8 protein-coding genes are annotated in these 14,687 nt (G+C 32.6%); 6 read left to right on the top strand and 2 right to left on the bottom strand.

Features of this window, described 5'->3' with window-relative positions:
* Positions 1 to 127: 127 nt before the first annotated feature.
* Positions 128 to 1,246 carry a DUF4382 domain-containing protein gene (locus RHP49_07765; protein WNH14139.1) on the bottom strand — a complete coding sequence of 373 codons (1,119 nt, stop codon included), beginning with the start codon at positions 1,244 to 1,246 and terminating at the stop codon, positions 128 to 130.
* Positions 1,247 to 1,431: 185 nt separating this feature from the next.
* Between RHP49_07765 and RHP49_07760 the strand changes: the two genes are divergently transcribed.
* The 3 genes from RHP49_07760 to RHP49_07750 all read left to right on the top strand — a co-directional run bounded on the left by RHP49_07760 (position 1,432) and on the right by RHP49_07750 (position 4,010).
* The gene (locus RHP49_07760) at positions 1,432 to 2,184 is read left to right on the top strand and encodes an SDR family NAD(P)-dependent oxidoreductase (protein WNH14138.1); all 753 of its coding nucleotides are present in this window, start codon (positions 1,432 to 1,434) and stop codon (positions 2,182 to 2,184) included.
* A complete protein-coding gene (locus RHP49_07755; GenBank protein WNH14137.1) occupies positions 2,181 to 2,810 on the top strand; it encodes a hypothetical protein in 630 nt (209 codons plus the stop codon). The genes RHP49_07760 and RHP49_07755 overlap by 4 nt, the downstream gene beginning before the upstream one ends.
* 66 nt (positions 2,811 to 2,876) lie before the next feature.
* The gene (locus tag RHP49_07750; GenBank protein ID WNH14396.1) at positions 2,877 to 4,010 is read left to right on the top strand and encodes an ATP-binding protein; all 1,134 of its coding nucleotides are present in this window, start codon (positions 2,877 to 2,879) and stop codon (positions 4,008 to 4,010) included.
* A 160-nt stretch (positions 4,011 to 4,170) separates the two neighbouring features.
* Here RHP49_07750 and RHP49_07745 read toward each other — a convergent pair whose 3' ends face one another.
* Positions 4,171 to 5,724, bottom strand: coding sequence for an aldehyde dehydrogenase family protein (locus tag RHP49_07745; protein WNH14136.1), 1,554 nt, complete (start codon positions 5,722 to 5,724; stop codon positions 4,171 to 4,173).
* A gap of 282 nt (positions 5,725 to 6,006) precedes the next feature.
* On the opposite strand from RHP49_07745, the gene RHP49_07740 reads away from it, so the two are divergent.
* The 3 genes from RHP49_07740 (at position 6,007) to pbpC (ending at position 14,687) form a co-directional block, all read left to right on the top strand.
* Entirely contained in the window at positions 6,007 to 11,574 is a 5,568-nt protein-coding gene (locus RHP49_07740) for an MG2 domain-containing protein (protein WNH14135.1), read from the top strand.
* 210 nt (positions 11,575 to 11,784) lie between these two features.
* Positions 11,785 to 12,144: a DUF559 domain-containing protein gene (locus RHP49_07735; protein ID WNH14134.1), complete on the top strand. Its 360-nt coding sequence runs from the start codon at positions 11,785 to 11,787 to the stop codon at positions 12,142 to 12,144.
* A gap of 191 nt (positions 12,145 to 12,335) precedes the next feature.
* Positions 12,336 to 14,687 carry a penicillin-binding protein 1C gene (pbpC, locus tag RHP49_07730; protein WNH14133.1) on the top strand — a complete coding sequence of 784 codons (2,352 nt, stop codon included), beginning with the start codon at positions 12,336 to 12,338 and terminating at the stop codon, positions 14,685 to 14,687.

The raw sequence follows: 14,687 nt of genomic DNA, 5'->3' as shown, positions 1-14,687 counted from the left end.
ATTGTTAAAATTTTTCGTTAAAGCCTGTTAACAATTGGTTAAAATATTTTTCAAGTATTGCCAATTATTGGTAAAAAAAAGAGCATCACTTAAAGTGATGCTCTTTTTTTAATATCTAGATTTTTTTTTAAATAGCCTCTAATGTTATTACATCTAAAACTGTTTCTGTGTTTGCAGTAACTAAAACGTCAGTAGAGCTGTCTTTTGAGTAAATTTGCGACACATAATCTGTAGCACTTATTGTTACTGTATAAACCCCTACAGGAATCTCTTCAAAAAGAAATTCACCATTAGCATTTGAATCTATTGTTGCAACAACTTCTTCAGTAACACTATCTTTAACTGTAACCGTTACAACAATATCATTTGTTACATCACCACTAATTGAACCTGGTTTAAAATCCAATTGAATTGGATCTCCTATAATTGTAGTTTGACCATTAATAACAGAAACTGCTAAAGCAGAACCTTCAGTATAATCAGATTCTTCATCTAATGGCATAGCAATAACATCATATGTTCCTTCTGGAACACCCCATAAGGCAAATGCTCCGCTTTCATCTGTATTTGCTGAAATAATAAAATCATCATCAGTTTCTTCAGTTCCCATATCATCTACTAATACCGTTACTATTGAAGCGACGTCACTTGGCTCAACTATCCCTTCAATTATTCCTGAACTTGCTTCAGTACTCACATAAAGCACTGGTTTTAAAATGATATTACTAGAGTTTCCTGCATTTACAATTGATTTTTCAACATCAAAATCTAAAATAAAATCATAGGTATAGCCAGCTTCTATAGCTGCATTTACTTTAAGTTTTAAACCCGATTGTTGTGCACTCGGTGTTTTAAGGTCATATTCCTTATCTTCATTTAAATCATTTTCTATAACAATGGTGTTTCCATCACCTAATACTAAACGCATTTGGCTCAAAGTACCTTCAGGTATTGGAAAACGATCTACAAGAACTTTATTAAGTCCACCTGTAAAATCTAAAAGATTAACAGTTTCATTTTGAACTTCTAGCGACATCCAGCCATTATCGCCTTCGGTGTCATCATCCATTTTAATCATAACATCAACGATTTCAACATTAACCGCCTTAAAATCACCTGGAGCATCAACAAGCTTTACAGATATTGAAGGTGCTGATTTGTTTTCGCCACCAGAGTTTGAATTATCACAAGAAAATATAAATGTTAAAAATAATAGAGGTAAAATTAATTTTTTTAGTGTTTTCATTTTCATTAAGTTTTTTTGATTATATCTTAATATACGGGATAACTTTCATTTTAGACTTTATAACAATTTGTTTAACCCGAACAGAATTAATAGGTAATAATAAAATTTTTAATCCGTTTTTAAGTATTTTTATATGTGAATTGCAAAAAAACATACATTAAATGCGAAAAATTGAATTCAAATAAATGACAAGAACAGCCCTAATAACAGGTGCAACCAGTGGTATTGGTGAAGCAACAGCCTATAAATTTGCAGAAAATGGTATTAATTTAATACTTTGTGGAAGACGATTACAACGACTTAATACCATACAAAAAGCTTTAGAAAAGTTAACAAACGTTCATATTTTAAATTTTGACGTAAGCTATAAAGAAGCTACGTTTGATGCTATCGCATCACTTCCAGAAAACTTTAAAGACATAGATATTCTCATCAATAATGCAGGAAACGCACACGGTTTAGACCCAATAAACAAAGGTAGTATTGATGATTGGGATGCCATGATAGACATCAATGTAAAAGGTCTTTTATATGTAAGTAAAGCTATTATACCACAAATGACAGAGCGACAATCTGGACATATCATTAATATTGGTTCTTCGGCGGGTAAAGAAGTCTACGCAAAAGGCAATGTCTATTGTGCCAGCAAACACGCTGTTTTAGCAATTACCGAAGGTATGCGTATTGATTTAAATCCGTTTGGAATAAAAGTTGGAGCTGTTAGTCCTGGTTTAGTTGAAACTGAATTTTCTCAAGTGCGTTTTAAAGGTGATAAAATTGCAGATAGCGTTTACAAAGGCTTTAAAGCACTTGAAGCAAAAGACATTGCAGAGATTATTTATTTTGCAGTATCACGTCCGCCTCATGTAAATATTGCTGATATATTGGTATTTCCAACAGCGCAGGCGAATAGTAGTACTATTAAAAAGGAACTATGATTAACGAATTAAAAAAAGAATGGTTTCAATTAATAACAAAGTTTAGTTCAGATCAATCTTTAATTAATTTATTATGGAAAGAAATTGAAGAACAATACACTCTTAAAATTCGTCATTATCACAATCTATCTCATATCGCAGCAATGTTTAATCATACTAAAACAATAAAATCAAATATTACAAATTATGATACTTTTTTACTAGCGATATGGTATCATGATATTATTTACAAACCTACCAAAAACAACAATGAAGAGAAAAGTGCACTTTTGGCTGGAAAAAGATTGAAATCACTAAATTTTGACAAAAAAAGATTAAAAACGATTAAAAATTTAATTATTTCAACCAAAAAACATGAACTAATTCTAAAAGAAAATAATGATAATTCCTATTTATTAGACATTGATTTATCAATTTTAGGAAGCGACTGGAAAACATATGAAACTTATATTAAAAACATAAGAAAAGAATATGCTATGTTTCCTGATTTCATATACAAAAAAGGAAGGAAGAAAGTGTTGCAGCATTTTTTAGAACGAAAAACTTTATATTTCACTGAATTTTACAAAAATAAGTTTGAACAACAAGCAAGAGAAAACCTTTTAAAAGAAATTGAATTACTATAATATGAATTCCAAATCAAATTTGGAATGATAAACAATAAGATTCCTGCCTTCGCAGGAATGAGAATTATGATTAATAAACGCCTACTTATAAAACACCTTTTAGCTCATAATGATGAGAACAGTTTTTATGATAAAAAGCGAAAAATTGATATCAGCCATAAAGAAGGAAAAGCTAAGTTTTTAAAACATGTATGTGCGCTTTCAAACAGTAATCCTAAAAACAACTCATATATTGTAATTGGAGTAGAAGATGAAGACAATAATATTGTTGGTGTCGATTTTTTTGATGATAGCAAAATTCAAAATCTTATTAATGCTTATTTAACAAATCCACCAATAGTCCAATACGAAAACATTCCGTTTCCACATCTCCCAGACGACAAAGTTGTTGGCTTAGTAACTATTAGAGCCATAGATAAAATTACGTCGCTTAGAAAAAACATCTGGAAATATTATGGAGGTTCTGTTTTTTTTAGAGATGGTAGTATGAGCATGCCAAAAGTATTTGATGTTGCAATAAAAGATACCAACTCTAAAATAGTTGAAGCTATTGAAAACAACGCTCAAAACAATATAGAACATACTTTAAATGGTGTTTTTGAGTTTATGAATACCCGAAAAGATTACAATGCACAATACAAAGTTTTTAAGGAGTATTTTGTGGTGTGTTGGGCAGGACAAAAAAAAATAGTTAAAGACGAAGTTTTCTTTTCTAGAGTTGATATTGAACTGATAAATGAACAAGTCCGTTTATTTTTTTCTGCTCTAGATGAAGTTTCCATTTCTTTTGATGCAGATAGTTTTAAAATTATTGAATATGTAAATCTTGGATTTCAAAATCAAAATAAATATTACCAACTTGAAGAAACTAATATTCGTTTTGAAAACAATGCCAATTATAATATTGAAACCAAACTTTTATTTGAACCCCCTCAATATGATAAAAAAGTATTGCATCATATTTATAATACTAATAATGCTATTTTAGAAAAACTAAAAAAAGGATTGTCATTTACTAAAGCTGAAGAATTAGATTTAAAGAACTTACCTGTAACCTACCTAATTTGTTACCTAAATCTATTTCATGATGCTATTGACAAACTTAATGAAGCAAAACCATATTTAAAAAAACATAGTGAAAGTCTATATCAGTCTTACAAAGAGTCTTTAAGAATATTACGAAAAGTAAAATACAGTTAACATTTGTTAATAAATTTAACCTTAAGTTAACTTTACAATTTTGAAAACGTAAGAAAAAATATTAAATTCGCAATGCTATTAATCTTTTTTAGATATAAACCTTGTCACTCCCGAAAAAAATCGGCATTGGGGCAAGGTTTTTTTATGTCTTAACAATTAATTACAAATCAAATTTAATACCCTGCGCCAAAGGCAACTCTGTTGTATAATTAATCGTATTGGTTTGTCTGCGCATATAAATTTTCCAGGCATCAGAACCAGATTCTCTTCCGCCGCCAGTTTCTTTTTCACCCCCAAAAGCACCACCAATTTCAGCGCCAGATGTTCCTATATTAACATTAGCAATTCCACAATCTGATCCTTGAACAGATAAAAATCGCTCAGCTTCCCGTAAATTATTGGTCATAATGGCCGAACTTAAGCCTTGTACCACACCATTTTGTATCTCAATGGCATTTTCAATAGCTCCAGAATATTTCAAGAAATAGAGAACAGGTGCAAAGGTTTCATGCTGTACCATTTTAAAATCTGGTTTTGCTTCTACAATGGCAGGTTTTACATAACATCCACTTTCATAGCCTTCACCAGAAAGTACTCCTCCTTCAATAATAATATGCCCACCTTCTTTAACAACTTGTTCTAAAGCGTTTTGATACATTTCTACAGCTTCTTTATCAATTAATGGTCCCACATGATTGTTTTCATCTAACGGATTTCCAATTCGTAATTGTTTATAGGCATCAACAATAGCACTTTTAACTTTATCGTAAATAGATTCATGAATAATTAAACGTCTGGTAGAGGTACAACGTTGTCCTGCAGTACCAACAGCGCCAAAAACAGCACCAATAACCGTCATTTTAATGTCGGCATCTGGTGTTGCAATAATAGCATTATTACCACCCAACTCCAATAAACTTTTTCCTAAACGAGCAGCTACTTCTTGCGCCACAATTTTACCCATTCGTATAGACCCTGTCGCAGAAATTAATGGAATTCTTGAGTCTTTAGTCATAAACTCACCCACTCTATAATCGCCATTTATTAAATTAGAAATCCCTTCTGGCAAATTGTTTTCTACAAAAACCTCAGCAGCTATATTCTGGCAAGCAATGCCACAAAGGGGTACTTTTTCACTTGGTTTCCAAACGCAAACATCACCACAAACCCAGGCCAAAGCCGTGTTCCAAGCCCAAACCGCAACAGGAAAATTAAATGCAGAAATAATACCAACAACTCCTAATGGATGGTATTGCTCATACATACGGTGTCCTGGACGTTCACTATGCATGGTTAAACCATGAAGCTGACGTGATAGTCCCACAGCAAAATCACAGATATCTATCATTTCTTGAACTTCACCCAAACCCTCTTGGTAGCTTTTACCCATTTCATAAGACACCAATTTTCCTAAAGCTTCTTTTTTCTCTCGTAGCTTATCTCCAAACTGACGCACAATTTCTCCACGCTGTGGTGCAGGCATAGTTCGCCATGATTTAAAAGCAGTTGTTGCTGCGTCCATCACTTTTTCATAATCAGCTTTTGTAGTGCTTTTTACTTTTCCAATTAATTGTCCATCAACTGGCGAATAACTTTCAATAATATCGCCATTAGAAAATGTAGTTAAACCTGTTGAAGTGCCTTCATTTATAGTTTTAACACCTAAGGTTTTAAGCGCCTCGTTTATACCAAAATCAGTTCCTAAAGCTTTCATATTTTATTGATTTGTTATTCATACTAAGATTATTTACGAATATAGCAATAAAAAGTCGTTTTTACTGAAATTTACAATCATATTATATATTGCATTCCCCATAAATAAATAACTCATTTATTAGTCAAAATTTAATATCGATAATTACCAAAAACGCTTAACTTTAAGAACAAATTAACAAACCCTAAAATCTAAACTTTAAAATCTGAACGTAACTATTAACAAGAAACATCTCACGCTTTCTTTTCAATCTGTTCATTTTCATATAAACCCTTCTAAATTATGTCATTAAAAAGACTACTGGTTTTTGTAATTTTATTAGCAATTGCCACTTCATGTAACAAGAAAGTAAACGAAACCGATAATCTTTTTAAGTTTAAATATTATATAAGTTACACAACCTCTGGCTTAACATCTGTGGCAAGTCCTATAGAAATTAGCTTAACAAACGACGTTGAAGGCTGGAAAATGAATGAAGAAATAACAGAGAATATTCTTTCTATTTCACCCAATGTACAAGGAAAATTAACCGCATTAAACAAGCACGCCTTACTTTTTAAACCTGATGACTTTTTAGAACCTAATACGGAATACACCGTTTCTGTTAAACTAAATAGTCTTTATAAAAACATACCTGATGGTTTTAAAAACTACACCTTTCAGTTTAAAACCATGACTCCAAACTTTAATGTGATTACAAATAATTTACAATCGTACAGTAAAAATTGGCAATATATTGGAGGTGTTATAAAATCGGCAGATATTATTTCTATTAAGGAAGCGAAACAATTGGTAAAAGCCTCTCAAAACAACAAAAACCTATCTCTTGTTTTTAATGAAGCGAATAAACAAGCTAAAACTTTTGAGTTTAAAATTGATAGTATTAATCGATTAATTGAAGACAGTGAAATTCTTGTTTCATGGAACGGAAAGCCTATAAATGCCTCTAATAAAGGAGAAAGTATACTGGTTATCCCTGGAATCAATAACTTTTCTATTATAGACGTAAATGTCGTTCAATTCCCAGAACAACATCTTTCAATCAACTTTTCCGATCCTTTAAAAAAACAACAAAATTTTGATGGCTTAGTAACCATTCAGAAAGTAAAAAACCCGAAATATATAGTAAATGGCAATGTATTAAAAGTATATCCGGACAGTAAAGTAGTTGGACATATTCAGGTTGATGTATTTGAAGGCATCAAAAACACCGATAACTACAAACTTAAAAAACCATTTTCTGAAACCATTGCTTTTGAAGAGTTAAAGCCTCAAGTACGATTAATAAGTAATGGTACTATTTTGCCAAATTCTGAAGCCTTAAAATTCAATTTTGAAGCTGTAAATTTAAGCGCTATTGATGTTAGAGTCATTAAAATTTTTGAAGATAATGTGCTTCAATTTCTGCAAGACAATAATTTAAATAGTCGTAATACCTACGATATAAAAAAAGTGGGGCGACGTATTGCAAAACAAACTATACAATTACAAACCGAAGCTGAAAATACAGGTAAATGGAAAGCTTATAGCATCGATTTATCTAAATTTATTAACGCAGATCCTGGCGCTATTTATCGTGTTGAACTAAGTTATAATAAAAGTTATTCGCTTTACAATTGTGATGCAAATACATCTACTTCAAATTCTAAAAATGATGATTATGACGATTATTATGAAGAAGACGATTACGAGGACAATTATACCGAAGCATCAAAAGATAAAGATTTACGCGAAGAACAATATTGGGACAATTTAATATACCGATATAAAGACTACAGGTATAATTGGCGTGAAGAAAACAACCCTTGCCATGTTGCATATTATACCGAAAACAAAATAGTCTCTCAAAATCTACTGGCTTCCAACTTGGGAGTAATTGCAAAACGAAGCGCTAATAACTCCTATTATTTTGCTGTTACTAATATTTTAAACACCAATCCAGAAACAAATGCTAGTGTTACGCTTTATAATTTTCAGCAACAAGCACTTGAAACTGCTGTAACCGATACCGAAGGTTTAGTCACTATTGATGCCGAAAAACATGCAGCCTTTGCCATTATATCAAAAGGAAAAAATACAACCTATGTTAAATTAGCCGACGGAAACTCACTTTCCTTAAGTAAATTTGATGTTTCTGGAAACAAATTACAACGCGGACTTAAAGGTTATATTTATGGCGAACGTGGTGTTTGGAGACCAGGAGATACGTTGCACTTAACTTTCATGCTTAACGATATTTCAAACCCATTGCCAAAAGGACATCCTGTTAAAATGGAAATCACAGATCCTAATGGGAAATTAGTATATAAAGATGTCACAATAGATAATCTGGATAACTTCTATAAATTCACGGTTCCAACATCTACCGAAAATAAAACAGGAAATTACAATGCTAAAGTATCGGTTGGTGGTGCTACATTTTATAAAGGTTTAAAAATTGAAGCTGTAAAACCTAACCGATTAAAAATTAAGATAGATTTTGAAAATGATATCCTTACAAGTACCGAACCTTTAAAAGGAACTTTAGATGTAAAATGGCTTCATGGCGCTCCAGGAAAAAACTTGAAAGCTGAAGTAAAAGCAAAATTCAGCAATTCGTATACGAGTTTTAAAAACTATAAAGACTATACGTTTAACGACCCGACACGTCAATTTAACACCGAAGAAATTAATGTATTTGAAGGTAAAGTAAATGAAGCTGGTACAGCCAATATAAATAAAAAGCTAGAAGTTGGTAAAAATGCACCCGGTATGTTAAACGTGCAGTTTTTAGTGCGTGCTTTTGAAAACGGTGGCGATTTCTCTATGGATGCGTTTACCAAACAATATGCACCATATAAATTTTTTGTAGGGTTACGTTCTCCTAAAGGAAACGCCTATGGCTCTTATTTTACAGATGAAAATCAAACTTTTGATGTCGTTGTAGTTGATGCAAAAGGAAAACCAATAAAAAGAAATAATCTTGAAGTTAAAGTTTATAAAGTTGAATGGCGTTGGTGGTGGAATTCCTCTTACGACGATTTATCAAGCTATGTGTCTAGTAGTTATCACAGACCTTATATCACTTCAAAAATAAATACCGATGCCAACGGAAAAGGAACTTTCAAACTTAAAATTCCGGATAATGATCGTGGGCGTTACCTCATTAGAGTATCAGATCCTGTAAGTGGTCACGCTACAGGAAGAACCGCTTATTTTTATAAAAATTGGTGGCAAAAAGCGCCATCTAGCGATAAAGAAGCTGCTAAAATGTTAGTGTTTTCTGCCGATAAAGAAAAATATAATGTTGGAGAAACAGCTAAAATAACCTTTGCTTCAGGTAGCGAAGGTCGTGCTTTAGTTAGCATAGAAAATGGCACTGAAGTATTAGATTATAAATGGGTAAAAACCAAACAAGGTGAAACGGTTGTCGATATTCCTATAACTTCAGAAATGGCTCCTAATGTATTTGTGAATATTTCATTATTACAACCACATGCTATATCGGCTAACGATTTACCTATTCGTTTATATGGAGTTATTCCTATGATGGTTGAAGACCCAAATACCAAATTACAACCCGAATTAAAAATGCCAAATACCTTGCGCCCGGAGCAAACCTTTGAAGTACATGTTTCAGAAAAAAACAAAAAAGCCATGACCTATACCATTGCTATGGTTGAAGAAGGTTTACTCGATTTAACCCGTTTTAAAACGCCTAATGCATGGAACGAATTCTATAAACGTGAAGCGCTTGGCGTAAAAACTTGGGATGTATTTGATGATGTTATTGGCGCATATTCAGGAAGCATAGACCAAGTATTTGCTATTGGTGGAGACGGAAGTGCAGCTGGCGGAAAAAACAAAAAAGCCAATCGGTTTAAACCTGTAGTTACTTATTTAGGACCTTTTAAATTAGAGGCAGGCAAAACCAAAACACACACTATAAAACTACCAAACTATATTGGTGCAGTACGTACTATGGTGGTTGCAGGAAACAATAACGATGGTGCTTACGGCAGCACAGACAAATCGGTTGAAGTTAAAAAACCACTTATGGTTTTGGCTTCGCTTCCGCGGAAATTAAGCCCAGGTGAAAAAGTAACGTTGCCGGTTACCGTATTTGCTATGGAGCCTAAAGTGAAAAATGTAAAAATCAGCTTAAAATTAAGTAACGGCATTACCATTGTTGGCGAAAAAACGAAAACACTTGCTTTTGCAAACCCCGATGAGCAAATGACTTATTTTGAATTAGATGTTAGCAAAGCCAAAGGTATTAATACTGTTGAAGTTATCGCTACTGGAAATGGCGAAAAATCAACTTATAAAGTCGAGTTAGATGTTGTAAATCCAAACCCATTGACCTCAAAAACTATTGATGAAACTTTAGAAGCAAACACTAGCAAAACAGCTGATTTTTCAACCTTTGGGGTTGTTGGAACAAATACTGCTACTATAGAATTCTCAACATTACCGCCTATGGATTTTTCACGTAGGTTACAATACTTAATCCAATATCCTCATGGCTGTTTAGAGCAAACCACATCGAGCGTGTTTCCACAGTTATTCTTGGGTGATATTTTCGATTTAACCTTCGATAAAAAACAACAAATTCAAACCAATATTGAAAACGGCATAAAACGTTTAAGTCATTTTCAAAGATCAAATGGCGGTATGAGCTATTGGATGGGTGAAAACTCTGCAAACGATTGGGGAACTAGTTATGCGGGACACTTTTTAATTGAAGCCGAAAAGAAAGGTTTTGTATTACCACTAACCTTTAAAAGTAACTGGATTAGATATCAAAAACAAGCCGCAAGAGATTGGCGTCCAAGCTACAGAAATTATAATTCTGATCTTGCTCAAGCATACAGATTGTACACATTAGCATTGGTAGGAAGTGCCGATTTAGCAAGTATGAACCGTTTACGAGAATTTTCAGAGATTTCAAATGAAGCTAAATGGCGATTGGCAGCAGCCTATGCTTTAGTCGGACAAAAAGAAACGAGTGATAACATTTCGCAATCGGCAAATATTAATTTTAAACCCCTTCGTTACAGTTATTATACTTATGGTTCTGTTGATAGAAATCGTGCCATGGCTTTAGAAACCATGGTGCTTACCAAAAACTCTAAAATACGCGAACTAGCCGAATATATTGCTAAAGACTTATCGAGTAACCGCTGGATGAGCACACAAACTACGGCTTACAGTCTGTTAGCTATGGCAAAAATAGTAAATGCCAATGGCGGAAAAGCATTAAGTTTAAATTACAGTATTAATGGAAAAACAGAAACTATTAATTCTAAAAACGCCATTGCAGAACGCACATTACAAGTTCTTGATGGTAGCAACACCTTGTCATTTACAAACAACAAAAGCAATTTAGTTTATGTACGTATTTTAAACTCAGGAAAATTACCGCTAGGACAAGAGTTAGCAGAACAACGAGGTTTAAGTATTGCTATCGCTTATAAGGATTTAAAAGGGAATAAAATTGATGTTTCAAAATTACAACAAGGACAAGATTTTGTGGCTACCGTAAATGTGAGTAATTTAAAAGATGAACGAGTCAACGATGTGGCTTTAACTCAAATTTTCCCATCGGGTTGGGAAATTGTAAACACCCGATTTACAGATTTTGGAAGCTCAACAACAAATCAAGCGCGCTTTACAGATATTAGAGACGATCGTGTGAATTTCTATTTCGATTTACCAGAAAAAGGAAAACATAGCACTAAAATCTTTAATGTCATGTTAAATGCATCCTATTTAGGAACTTATTATTTATACGGCGTACAAGCGGAAGCCATGTATGATAATGATTATTTGGTTAGAACTAAAGGGCAATGGGTTACTGTTGAAAAATAGTTGGTTTTTAGAACCACCTCGTCTTTGGTTTCTTTTAGGGAAACCAAATCCACTCCTCCTTAAAACAAGGAGGAGAATTTAAAAAGTAGAAACTATTATAATAAAACGTAATTTTTAATTGAAACAATTCCTTCCCTTACAAGGGAAGGTGGATTTAAATCTTATCAGATTTAAAGACGGAAGGGTTAAAAAATCTATAAGTTTAAAAACATGAAACAAATTCACAACTATAAATACTTAGAAGAAAGGAGAAAAGAATTACGAAAAAATTTAACTCCAGCAGAAGCTACATTATGGAAATCTCTTCAAAGAAAACAACTTAAAAACAGAAAATTCAGAAGACAACATAGCATTAAAAATTTTATAGTAGATTTTTACTGTCCTTCAGAAAAACTAATAATAGAATTAGACGGCGCTATTCATTTAGATTTTGCACAACAAAATTATGATCATGAAAGAACTCTAATTTTAGAAGAATTAGGTTTTAAAGTCATTCGATTTGAAAACAAATTAGTTTTTGAAAATCTACCTGAAGTTTTGGATGAGATAGCAAATCATTTTAAAGATTAAAACCACCTCGTCTTCGGTTTCTTTTAGGGAAACCAAATCCACTCCTCCTTGAAACAAGGAGGAGAATTTAAAAAAATTGAAACATTATAATGGAACGTGACTTCAAATTAAAACTATAAGCAATTCCTTCCCTTAAAAAAGGGAAGGTGGATTTGATTTCAGAAAAGAAATCAAAGACGAAAGGGTAAAAAATGAACAAAATAACAAACTACATAAAACATCATAAAATAAAATCTGTAATCATAACCATCATTTTGATTGCCTATTATTTTTGTTTACCAAAATTGTTATTTAAAGACCCTACAGCTACTATAATAACAAGCGCAAATAATGAACTTTTAGGAGCACAAATAGCTTCAGATGGACAATGGCGGTTTCCATATAACGATAGTGTTCCTGAAAAATTTAAAACCTGCATTATTCAATTTGAAGATGAATACTTTTATAAACACCCGGGGTTTAATCCTATTTCAATATTTAAAGCTTTAAGAAATAATTTAAAGTCTGGAGGCATAAAAAGAGGAGGCAGTACACTAACACAACAAGTGATTCGCTTATCTAGAAAAGGACAAAAAAGAACTTATTTTGAAAAACTAAAAGAACTTATTTTAGCCACAAGATTAGAATTTCGAGCATCAAAAGAAACGATATTAGCCTATTATAGTAGCAATGCGCCTTTTGGAGGCAATGTTATTGGACTCGATGCCGCTTCATGGCGTTATTTTAATAGAAAGGCAAACGAGTTATCTTGGGCAGAAAACGCCACCTTAGCAGTCCTACCAAATGCTCCTAGCTTAATTTACCCAGGTAAAAATCAAGAACGATTGTTACAAAAACGGAATAGTCTTCTTAAAAAATTACTTAAAAATCAAATTATAGATTCACTTACTTATAACTTATCTATTATAGAAGGCCTGCCACAAAAACCCTATCCGCTGCCTCAAACAGCACCTCATCTATTACAAAAAGTAGTGCAATTAAATAAAGGAAAACGCATACAAACAACTATAGATGCTAAACTTCAAAAACGAGTTAATCATATTGTTAAAAGTCATTATAACCAATTAAGTCAGAATGAAATTTACAATGCTGCCGTTTTAGTTTTAGATGTGAAAACACGACAAGTTTTAGCTTATATAGGCAACACTCCAACTGATAAAGCACATCAAAAAGATGTAGATATTATTAATAAACCCCGAAGCACAGGTAGTATTTTAAAACCTTTTTTATACGCAGCCATGTTAGATGCTGGCGATATGCTTCCTAATTCTTTAGTTACCGATGTGCCAACTCAATTTGGAAGTTACAACCCTGAAAATTATAATAAAACCTACGATGGTGCTGTACCTGCTAGTCGCGCTTTATCAAGGTCTTTAAATGTGCCTGCTGTTCGTATGTTACAAACATTTGGATTGGATAGATTTCACCATTATCTAAAAGAATTACATCTTAAAGATTTAAAATATAATGCCAATCATTATGGATTATCTTTAATTCTTGGTGGTGCCGAAAGCAACTTATGGGATTTATGTAAAAGTTATGCAGCACTTTCTTCAACCTTAAATCATTATTCTGAAACTTCTAGCGAATATTTCTCAAATGAATTTTGCGAACCTACTTTTCTAGCCTCAAAACATATTGACTTCGGAAAAAAAACAAATGATAAAACCTTATTTGATGCCGCTTCTGTTTATTTAACTTATGAAAGTTTAAAAGAAGTAAACAGACCTGAAAGTGATGAAAATTGGGAGTTTTTTGATGGCTCTAAACAAATTGCCTGGAAAACAGGTACTAGCTTTGGATTTCGTGATGCTTGGGCTATTGGAAGCACCAAAGATTATGTAGTAGGTGTTTGGGTAGGCAATGCCGATGGCGAAGGTCGACCAGGATTAGTTGGTGTGCAAACAGCAGCACCTATTTTATTTGATGTGTTCGATTTATTACCAAACAGCGATTGGTTTTCAAAACCTTTTGACGACATGCAAAAAATATCGATTTGTAAAAAAAGTGGCTATCGCGCGTCACAAAATTGCGATGATATAGAAAATAAATTTATCCAAATAAGCGGATTAAAAACAGAGCCTTGTCCGTATCATATTCTTGTGCATTTAGATAAAACAGAAACATTTCAAGTAAATTCCTCATGTGTAGACATCAATAACATAAAGCATAAATCTTGGTTTGTATTACCTCCACTAATGGCTTATTATTACAAAACTAAAAACCCGTTTTATAAACCGTTGCCAAAATTTAGAGATGATTGTTTAGGTGAAAATAGGGTGTCTATTCAATTTATCTATCCGAAAGAAAATAACACCATTTTTTTACCAAAAGACTTTGATGGAAAAACGAATGATCTCATCTTAAAAATAGCGCATTCAAAACCTGAAACAACAGTATTTTGGTATATTGATGAAAGGTATATTGGAAGCACTAAAGACATTCACGAGTTAGCTATTATTCCTAAAGCAGGTAAACACCTTATTACTGTTGTTGATGAATTTGGTAATGAGGCTAAACGATGGATTACAATTTCAGAATAA

It is taken from the genome of Flavobacteriaceae bacterium HL-DH10 (genome assembly GCA_031826515.1).
GTDB lineage: Bacteria > Bacteroidota > Bacteroidia > Flavobacteriales > Flavobacteriaceae > Thalassobellus > Thalassobellus suaedae.
Note: the sequence above shows the minus strand (reverse complement) of the source record. Positions and strands in the feature narration are given on the sequence as shown.

Bases quoted from the DNA above. Each gene is read 5' to 3' on its own strand.
- RHP49_07765 (WNH14139.1), bottom strand. From the start codon at position 1,246: ATGAAAACACTAAAAAAATTAATTTTACCTCTATTATTTTTAACATTT.
- RHP49_07760 (WNH14138.1), top strand. From the start codon at position 1,432: ATGACAAGAACAGCCCTAATAACAGGTGCAACCAGTGGTATTGGTGAA.
- RHP49_07755 (WNH14137.1), top strand. From the start codon at position 2,181: ATGATTAACGAATTAAAAAAAGAATGGTTTCAATTAATAACAAAGTTT.
- RHP49_07750 (WNH14396.1), top strand. From the start codon at position 2,877: ATGATTAATAAACGCCTACTTATAAAACACCTTTTAGCTCATAATGAT.
- RHP49_07745 (WNH14136.1), bottom strand. From the start codon at position 5,724: ATGAAAGCTTTAGGAACTGATTTTGGTATAAACGAGGCGCTTAAAACC.
- RHP49_07740 (WNH14135.1), top strand. From the start codon at position 6,007: ATGTCATTAAAAAGACTACTGGTTTTTGTAATTTTATTAGCAATTGCC.
- RHP49_07735 (WNH14134.1), top strand. From the start codon at position 11,785: ATGAAACAAATTCACAACTATAAATACTTAGAAGAAAGGAGAAAAGAA.
- pbpC (WNH14133.1), top strand. From the start codon at position 12,336: ATGAACAAAATAACAAACTACATAAAACATCATAAAATAAAATCTGTA.